This is a genomic window from Salipiger thiooxidans, assembly GCF_900102075.1.
In the GTDB taxonomy this organism is placed as follows: domain Bacteria; phylum Pseudomonadota; class Alphaproteobacteria; order Rhodobacterales; family Rhodobacteraceae; genus Salipiger; species Salipiger thiooxidans.
This window is the reverse complement of sequence record NZ_FNAV01000012.1, coordinates 183,133-190,295: the sequence shown is the minus strand read 5'-3', so window position 1 is coordinate 190,295 and position 7,163 is coordinate 183,133. Positions and strand designations below refer to the sequence as shown.

The window sequence follows — 7,163 nt, the reverse complement described above, 5'->3', positions numbered from 1 at the left end:
GTTTCGGAGCCCCTCTCCTCCTCCCTGGGGCGTTCGATACGCGGCGGGATCTCTCCTCCTCCCTGATCCCGCCGCAACCCATTCGGGGCCATGCCCCACCGTCACGATGACCCACTCCTCCCTCGGGTCGTTCGTAATCGCGACGGGACCTCCTCCTCCCTGGTCCCGTCGCGCGCGAGTTTCGGACCCGCGGGTCCATCCGGTTTCTGGAGCCCTCCTCCTCCCAGGGCGTCCGGAAAATTGACGGCGGTGCCCTCTCCTCCTCCCTGGGCGCCGCCGTTTTGCTGTCCGGCCCCCGCCATCCGATACCTCTCCCCATCGTCCGGCCCGCCGCGCGCGTGAATTCGGGGCCGCAATCCGGCCCGCATGCCTCCGGGGCTTCCCCTTCTGCCCCGGTTTCGCTATCCCGGGCGCGACTGCAGGAGACTTGTCGATGGCCATGGAAAAGACGTTTGACGCTGGCGCCGCCGAAGCGCGGATCTACGAGGCGTGGGAGAAGGCAGGCGCCTTCAAGGCCGGGGCCAACGCCTCGCGCCCGGAAACCTTCAGCATCATGATCCCGCCGCCGAACGTGACCGGCAGCCTGCACATGGGCCACGCCTTCAACAACACGCTGCAGGACATCCTGATCCGCTGGCACCGCATGCGCGGCTACGACACGCTCTGGCAGCCCGGTCAGGACCACGCCGGCATCGCGACCCAGATGGTCGTCGAGCGTGAACTCGCCAAGGACCCGTCCAACGCGACCCGCCGCGAGATGGGCCGCGAGGCCTTCACCGCGAAGATCTGGGAGTGGAAGCAGCAGTCCGGCGGCACCATCATCAACCAGCTCAAGCGCCTCGGCGCCTCCTGCGACTGGTCGCGCAACGCCTTCACCATGTCCGGGGCCGAGAGCGCGCCCGCGGGCGAGGACGGCAACTTCCACGACGCCGTCATCAAGGTCTTCGTGGACATGTACGAAAAGGGCCTGATCTACCGCGGCAAGCGGCTGGTCAACTGGGACCCGCATTTCGAGACGGCAATCTCGGATCTCGAGGTCGAGAACCTCGAGGTCGCGGGCCACATGTGGCACTTCAAGTACCCGCTGGCCGGCGGCGCGACCTACACCTACGTCGAGAAGGACGAGGACGGCAACGTGCTCTTCAAGGAAGAGCGCGACTACATCTCGATCGCCACCACCCGCCCCGAGACCATGCTCGGCGACGGCGCCGTGGCCGTGCACCCCAGCGACGAGCGTTACGCGCCCATCGTCGGCAAGCTCTGCGAGATCCCCGTGGGTCCGAAGGAGCACCGCCGCCTGATCCCGATCATCACCGACGAATACCCCGACCCGACCTTCGGCTCGGGCGCGGTGAAGATCACCGGCGCGCATGACTTCAACGACTACCAGGTCGCCAAGCGCGGCGGCATCCCGATGTACCGCCTGATGGACACCCGCGGCGCCATGCGCTCGGACGGCGTGCCCTATGCCGAGGCCGCGGCCATCGCGCAGAAGGTCGCGCAGGGCAAGCAGACCCTGACCGAGCACGAGGCCGACGCGCTGAACCTCGTCCCCGACCACCTGCGCGGGCTCGACCGGTTCGAGGCCCGCGACGCCGTGGTCGCCGAGATCACCGCCGAGGGTCTCGCGGTGATGACCGAGGTCACCGACCCGCGCCTCGGCGCGGCGGCCGCCAAGGCGCCCGTCGCCCCCGAAGAGGGCGGCGAGGCCCGCGACGAGGCCGAGCAATGGGTGCCGCTGGTCGAGTCGAAGCCGATCATGCAGCCCTTCGGCGACCGCTCGAAGGTGGTCATCGAGCCGATGCTCACCGACCAGTGGTTCGTCGACACCGCCAAGATCGTGGGGCCGGCGCTTGATGCCGTGCGCGACGGCCGTGTCACCATCCTGCCCGAGAGCGGCGAGAAGACCTACTACCACTGGCTCGAAAACATCGAGCCCTGGTGCATCTCGCGCCAGCTGTGGTGGGGACACCAGATCCCCGTCTGGCACACGCCCGGCTTCGGCGACGAGTGGCGCTCGTTCTGCGCCGCGACCGAGGAAGAGGCGCTGCGCAAGATGCACGACTTCTTCGGCAAGGATGCCGAGTTCCTGATGGTCGAGGACGCCGCCGCCGCCGAGGACATGCTCGCGGACCTGCTGTCCCAGGGCACGGACTACACCGGCGTCGACCAGCGCCGCCGCGCGCAGGCGATCCCGGTCTTCCGCGACCCCGACGTGCTGGACACGTGGTTCTCGTCCGGGCTCTGGCCGATCGGCACGCTGGGCTGGCCCGAGAAAACCCGGGAGCTCGAGAAGTACTTCCCCACCGACGTGCTGGTGACCGGGCAGGACATCCTGTTCTTCTGGGTCGCGCGCATGATGATGATGCAGCTGGCCGTGGTGGACGAGATCCCGTTCCACACCGTCTACCTGCATGGCCTCGTGCGGGACGCCAAGGGCAAGAAGATGTCCAAGTCGCTCGGCAACGTGGTCGATCCGCTCGAGATCATCGACGAGTACGGCGCCGACGCGCTGCGCTTCACCAACGCCGCCATGGCCTCGCTCGGCGGCGTGCTGAAGCTCGACATGCAGCGCATCGCCGGCTACCGCAACTTCGGCACCAAGCTCTGGAACGCCGCCCGCTTCGCCGAGATGAACGGCGCCGTGGGTCTTGGCGGCGGCGTCCCCGCCCCGCAGGCCACGGTCAACAGGTGGATCCTCGGCGAGACCGCCCGCGTGCGCGAGGCGGTGGATGCGGCGATGGCCGAGTACCGTTTCAACGACGCGGCACAGGCGCTCTATGCCTTCGTCTGGGGCGTGGTCTGCGACTGGTACGTCGAGTTCTCGAAGCCCCTGCTGCAGGGCGAAGACGCCGCCGCCAAGGCCGAGACGCAGGCCACCATGTCCTGGGTCATCGACCAGTGCCTGATCCTGCTGCACCCGATCATGCCCTTCATCACCGAAGAGCTCTGGGCCACGCTGGGCACGCGCTCGAAGATGCTGGTGCACGGCGACTGGCCGACCTACACCACGACCGAGTTGCTGGACTCTGCCGCCGACGCCGAGATGCGTTGGGCGATCTCGCTGATCGAGGGTGTGCGCTCGGCACGGGCGCAGATGGGCGTGCCGGTGGGGCTTTACGTCCCGGTGCTGGTGACCGAGATCGATGCCGCCGGCGAGGCCGCATGGGCCAACAACGAGGCGCTGATCATGCGGCTGGCCCGGCTCGAGAGCCTGACCCGCGTGGACAGCTTCCCCAAGGGCTGCGTCACCGTTCCCGTGGGCGGCGCCACCTTCGGCCTGCCGCTGGCGGACATCATCGACGTCGAGGCCGAGAAAGCGCGTCTCGAGAAGGGCATCGCCAAGCTCGGCAAGGAGCTCGGCGGCCTGCGTGGCCGCCTGAAGAACCCCAAGTTCGTCGAGAGCGCGCCCGAGGAAGTCGTGGAAGAGACCCGCGAGAACCTCGCCGCCCGCGAAGAGGAAGAAGCCAAGCTCAAGGACGCGCTGGGGCGTCTGCAGGAGATCGGCTGAGCCTGACACACAGGTCGCCCGGGCGGGAGCGTCCGGGCCCTGCTGCTGCCCTGCCTGAGGGCAGGCGTTCCAGGGACAGACCAAGGGCGGCGCCTCGCGAGGGGCGCCGCCCTTTTCGTTGTCAGGCGTCCGTGGCCCGGGATGACAGCGCGTGGCCCTCGCGGCCAGCCTGCGGGCCGGGATGACAGCGCGGGGCCTTCGCTGCTAGCCTGCAGGCCGAGAGCCAACCAAAGGGCGCTGCCATGACCTCCCCTCTCGGGCGCATCGTGATCTACACCAGGAAAACCGAGGAGATGGCCGCGTTCTACTGCCGTCATTTCGGCTTCACCGCGGTGCGGGCCGAAGGCGACCGCATCCTCGAACTGGTCCCGCGCAGCGCGGGCGCCGCGATCCTCCTGCATCCCGCCTCCGCCGGGCAAAAGGCCGGGCAATCTCTGGTCAAGCTGGTGTTCGATGTTGAGGACGTGGCTGCGTTCTGCGAGACAGCCGCCGCCGACGGGCTGACCTTCGGCACGCTCCATCAGGCTCACGGCTACGTCTTCGCCAATGCCAGGGATCCGTCGGGCAACTCGGTGCAGGTGTCGAGCCGGGCCTTCGCGCCGCGCTAGGACCGCCTCAGCCGCGCCAGAAGCGCATGGTGAAGAGGGTGAAGACGATCATCACCTCGAGCCGCCCGGTCAGCATGGCGAAGGCCAGCATCCACTTCGCGGTGTCGTTGATGGTGGCGAAGTTGCCGGCGGGCCCGATGATGTCGCCCAGCCCCGGGCCCACGTTGGCCAGCGCCGTCGCCGCGCCCGAGATCGAGGTGGTGAAGTCGAGACCCGTCATCCCGAGCCCCACCGACAACACCCCCAGCGACACCACGAAGAAGGCGAAGAAGGCCAGCACCGAGGACATGGTCTCGTCATCCACCGGCCGGCCCTGAAAGCGCGGGATGAAGACGCCGTGCGGCGCCCGGATCCGGCGAAGCTGCACCCGGATCGAGGCGAACAGGATCTGGTAGCGGAAGATCTTCACCGAGCAGGCGGTCGAGCCCGCGCAGCCTCCGATCAGGCCGATGAAGAAGAACATCGTGATGATGAACGAGCCCCAGCCCATGTAGTCGACCGAGGCATATCCTGTCCCCGAGATGATCGAGGTGATGTTGAACAGCGCCTCGCGCACCGCCTGCTCGGGGTGGTGCGGGAAGATCGACACCAGCGTCACCGCCATCACCAGCACGAGCGTGCCGATGGTGGCGAAGAACACCAGCACCTGGCTGTCGCGCCAGAGCGCCGTGTGGTGGCCGTTGAGCATTTGCACATAGCGTACGAAGGGCAGCGCCGCGGCGACCATGAAGAACGACGCCACGTATTCCGCCGGCCCCGAGAAGGTGGCGAAGCTGGCGTCGTAATTGGCGAACCCGCCGGTCGAGATCGTGGTGAGCGCGTGCACCGACGCGTCGAAGGCGTTCATGCCGCAGAAGATGTAGGCCAGGGCGCAGGCCAGCGTCAGCGCCACGTAGATGGTCGAGATCGACGAGGCGATCTCGGTGGCGCGGGGCAGGATCTTGCCCATGGTCTCGAAGGCCTCGGAGCGGAACACCTGCATCCCCCCCACCCGCAGTTCTGGCAGGAACACCATGGCCACCACGATGATGCCGATGCCGCCCAGCCACTGCAGGATGCCGCGCCACAGCAGCAGCCCCTTGGGCAGGGTGTCGAGTCCGACGAAGACGGTGGAGCCGGTGGTGGTGAGCCCGGACATGGCCTCGAAATAGGCGTCGGTGAAGCTCGCCTCGGTGGCGCCCCAGATGAAGGGCATGCCGCCGAAGACCGGCAGCACCGCCCAGACGCCCACGGTGAGCAGGAAGGTCTGCTGGATCGAGAGCCCCGCGCGCACCGCATTGGCGCAGGACAGCGACACCAGCCCCCCCGCGAGCAAGGTGACCAGCCCGGTCTGCAGGAAGACGTGCCACTCGCCCCGCCCTTCGGCGATATCCACGAGCATCGGCAGGAACATGGTGGCACCGAGCGTGGCGACCAGAAGGCCGATCACATAGGCGACAGGGCGGATATCGAACATGGGGCAGCGTTGGCCCGCCCCGCCGCGGCTGTCAAGCCGGAGCACCGCCCGTGGTTCAGGCGGTCAGAAGATCGCGAAAGACGTGTGGCAGGATGTCGTCGCGGGTCAGCCCCATGGTTGCAAGCTGCGCATCGCTCTTCATCTCGAGCGTGATGATCTCGCCCATCCGGGCGCGCCGCAGGCCGTAGGGGTTCAGCCCCATCCCGAGCCCGGCGAAATAGATGTCGATCTTTTGCTTCAGGGACGTTCGCCCCATGCCGATCTGGACGTTGTTGGTCGTGCTCATTCGGAAACCTCCGGTCATTGCGGTTTCCTCCCAGCCTCAAGGATAGGGCAAAACCTAAAACAATCCTGAACCGGGCGATCACGATTTGCTGCATTGCAGCAATGTGTATGAAAAATGCGCCGCCCGAAGGGGCGGCGCAGGGTAATTCAGCGCGTCTTGCGGTGTCAGCCGACGTGGAACAGCGTCGAGAACAGCTTCGGATCGAGGCTGTCATCGGCAAATGTGGTGCCCTCGGTCAGAACCGACACCGCATCGTGCGAGTGCAGGCTCTCCTGGTGGCTGGCCAGCACGCGGAAGTCGCCGATCCGCGGGTCTGCCTGAAGTTGCTCAGCAAAGAGCCGGGCCGCGTCCTCGACGAAAATCGGGTTGGCGGCGTTGAGCTCGGCGAAGGCCTGCTCGTCCTCGCGCTTGACCATGACCTGCGTCTCGGTCGGCACGGCCTTTCGGCAGAGCCCGATCAGGTCCTCGAACCACAGGCAGTCGCCCTCGTTCGCCAGCACCGCCGAGACGCGGGCCACCGAGCGCTGCGAATGCGGCGTGGCGAGCTGGCCGCGGGTGCGGCGCGCGTGCTCGGACAGCTCGAGCGAGCACGGGCAGGTCGAGCTGTAGACGTAGTCGAGGTGCAGGATCTTGCGGCGGACCCCATCGAGTTCGACCAGCTCGAGCGCGATGTCGTAATACTGGTAGCCCGACAGGCCCGAGCGCAGGCTGTCGCGCCGCACCGGGAAGGACAGGCGCATCATGATCCGGGCATCGAAGCTCTCGAGATCCGATTTGTAGTCGTCGAGCGCCGCCTCGATCACCTCGAACGAGAAGGTCTTCTCGGCGTGGGCATAGAAGCTGCGCATGATGCGCGACATGTTGATGCCCTTCTTGTCCGCCTCGAGGCTGACCGTGCCGGTGACCGAGGTCTCGAGCGTGAGCTCGCCATGGTCGCGGGTGCGGTAGTGAATCGGCAGACGGAAGTTCGAGATCCCGACGTGCTGGATCAGGCGATTCTCGCCCTTGATGAGCGAGGACGGCCCGTTCTGAAGGTCAGGCAGGGTTTCACGATAAGCTTCGTCCGCACGGAAGGCGGTCGGGTAGACCCGGGAGAGATCAGGATATGGCACACCACCGTCGCGCAGGGCGGCAATGCCGGGATCCAGCGCGTCGATCTCGTAGTCCAGCGCCTTTTCTGCAAAGCTGCGAAGCACTTCGAGCGCCTTCGCCGCCTCTTCCTTGCTGGGTTTGCGGTCGATTTCGGGGGTAAACACGTTCATTTCAGCCATCCTTCGGGCCTAGTCCTTGACACCGATGAGA

Annotated in this window: 5 protein-coding genes; 2 read left to right on the top strand and 3 right to left on the bottom strand. The window is 66.9% G+C overall.

Annotated elements, in window-relative coordinates; genetic code table 11:
* Positions 1–433 precede the first annotated feature (433 nt).
* Entirely contained in the window at positions 434–3,511 is a 3,078-nt protein-coding gene (locus BLQ77_RS18745; RefSeq protein WP_089961974.1) for a valine--tRNA ligase, read from the top strand.
* A 242-nt stretch (positions 3,512–3,753) separates the two neighbouring features.
* Positions 3,754–4,119, top strand: coding sequence for a VOC family protein (locus tag BLQ77_RS18740; RefSeq protein ID WP_089961971.1), 366 nt, complete (start codon positions 3,754–3,756; stop codon positions 4,117–4,119).
* A gap of 7 nt (positions 4,120–4,126) precedes the next feature.
* Here the strand turns inward: BLQ77_RS18740 and BLQ77_RS18735 are convergent, their stop codons facing one another.
* The 3 genes from BLQ77_RS18735 to folE2 form a co-directional block, all read right to left on the bottom strand.
* A complete protein-coding gene (locus BLQ77_RS18735) occupies positions 4,127–5,575 on the bottom strand; it encodes a TrkH family potassium uptake protein (RefSeq protein ID WP_008885123.1) in 1,449 nt (482 codons plus the stop codon).
* 55 nt (positions 5,576–5,630) lie between these two features.
* Positions 5,631–5,861 (bottom strand): hypothetical protein, encoded by a 231-nt coding sequence (locus BLQ77_RS18730; protein WP_008886113.1) that lies wholly within the window; start codon positions 5,859–5,861, stop codon positions 5,631–5,633.
* Between the two features lie 164 nt (positions 5,862–6,025).
* Positions 6,026–7,123 (bottom strand): GTP cyclohydrolase FolE2, encoded by a 1,098-nt coding sequence (folE2, locus tag BLQ77_RS18725; RefSeq protein WP_089961968.1) that lies wholly within the window; start codon positions 7,121–7,123, stop codon positions 6,026–6,028.
* Between the last annotated feature and the right edge of the window lie 40 nt (positions 7,124–7,163).